At 33.5% G+C, this 1,882-nt stretch carries 2 protein-coding genes; both read right to left on the minus strand.

Annotation, left to right across the window (positions count from 1 at the left end):
* Positions 1-786, minus strand: a 786-nt coding sequence (locus COZ07_RS07285; RefSeq protein ID WP_406607911.1) for a DUF72 domain-containing protein, incomplete at its 3' end; no start/stop codon positions are given.
* Positions 787-791: 5 nt separating this feature from the next.
* Entirely contained in the window at positions 792-1,403 is a 612-nt protein-coding gene (gene lexA / locus COZ07_RS07290; RefSeq protein ID WP_406607912.1) for a LexA family transcriptional regulator, read from the minus strand.
* Between the last annotated feature and the right edge of the window lie 479 nt (positions 1,404-1,882).

Consider the following 1,882-nt stretch of genomic DNA (forward strand, 5'->3'; position numbering starts at 1 on the left):
TTCCCCAGCCTTTATTTCTTCTCGGAGAAGTTTAATTAACATCAAGGCATTTTTAACTGCTTTACCTTTATAATGATTATTCATGAAGATATATTGGTCGGTAGTTTTTGCGGCAATCTTTTTTATTTTAGGAATCCATTCTTTTAATTCTTCTTCAGTATAAAGATAATCGTATCTTTGGTAAGCTTTTTCATGTTCCCACCAATTGGCCTTGTTCCGACCGTGAAATCTAACATAACCTAAGTTAGAAGTAGCTTCAGCTAGAGGAGGAATTAAACCTTTAATTTGGGGCTGATCTACACAGCAAAAACCTATATTGTTGTTTTTTAAAATTCTGAATATTTCATTATTTATCCAGTAAGAATTTCTAAATTCTACTACCAGAGCTACATCTTCCATTCTTTCTTTGAAGCGGAGAAGATAATCCCGATTGGAGGTAGTATTATAAAAAGAATAAGGGAACTGAGCTAACACGCAGGCAAATTTACCTGCCTCAGACAAGGGTTTTATAGATTCTTTAAAATCTTTAAAGATAGTGGGATTTTCTTCTCGGCTATGAGTCATTCCCTGGTTAGCTTTTACTGCAAATTTAAACTCAGCAGGAACTTTTTGTTGTAAATAATAAAAAGATGCTGGATGAGGTATGCGGTAGTAAGTAGAATTAATTTCGGTAACCTTAAATTTTTGGGCATACAACTTAATCATTTCTTTTGGTTCGGTATTTTCGGGATAGAAGGTTCCTATCCAATCTTTATAACTAAAACCAGAAGTGCCGATATATAGCATCTTTACTATTTTTTCCCTCCCTTAAATCGTCTTAAAATTCCGATAACTTTACCCAAGATAATAGTGTCTTTTGTATTGATAGGTTGATAAAGAGGATTAGAAGGTTGTAGAATAACCTGATCGTCCTTTTTGTATAACCTTTTTATGGTAACTTCTTCCTGGTTTAAAAGAGCGATGACAATATCTCCATTGTCTGCATCTTGCTGAGGGTTAACCAGGACATAATCACCATCAAGGATATGATCGCCAATCATACTATCACCTTCAACTTTTACCATGAAGCTTCCTTCACTACCAGAAAGTTCTTCCGGAATAGGTATAAATTCAGTAATGTCTTTTGCTGCCCACAGGGGCTTTCCTGCAGCTACACTTCCTACTACGGGCACTTTCCTGGTTTGGGGTATAATTTGAATGGCCCGAGATTTTTCTTTTTCTCGGTGGATATAACCTTTCTTTTCTAAGATGGTAAGATATTTATGGGCGGTAGCAGAAGAAGTTACTCCTACGGCTTTGCAGATTTCCCGAACCGTGGGCGGATAACCTCTCTCTCTAATATTTTTTTGAATCAACTGAAGAGTCTTTTCATGATTTGGGGCAAGGGAATCTTTTCGAAACATGTTTAGCCTCCTTTAAAGAATTTAAATAATAAATCGCTATACCTATACTAGTATTAGCATAATTTATGGTCTGTTTATATTATAAAGTAAACGAATGTTTCTTGTCAAGTTTTTAGGACAATTTTTATCAATATTTCAAAAGATTATATATATGGTGCGTTGCAGATAATTTTATAGTAAATTATGACTTTTTGATTATAATTATGTTGTAGGGGCACAATGAATTGTGCCCTCGCCATATTATTACCTAATTTCTCCTGTGGGTAAGATGCATCGTGCCCCTAAATAGCAGTAAAATTTTAATTGGGTTTTAATAATTGCTTTAATAAAATAATATGATAAAATTAAAAAGAAATATTTTTTAGTAGAAAAATATAACTGGGAAAATGAAAAAACTAAAAAGGAAAAGGAGTAGATGACCGTGGAATTAATAGAAGCAATTAAAAAACGAAGGAGTATACGTAAATTTAAATCAGATA

The organism is Candidatus Infernicultor aquiphilus, from assembly GCF_002784285.1.
In the GTDB taxonomy this organism is placed as follows: domain Bacteria; phylum Atribacterota; class Phoenicimicrobiia; order Phoenicimicrobiales; family Phoenicimicrobiaceae; genus Infernicultor; species Infernicultor aquiphilus.

Excerpts from the sequence above, each read along its gene's own strand:
- lexA (WP_406607912.1), bottom strand. The coding sequence starts at position 1,403 with ATGTTTCGAAAAGATTCCCTTGCCCCAAATCATGAAAAGACTCTTCAG.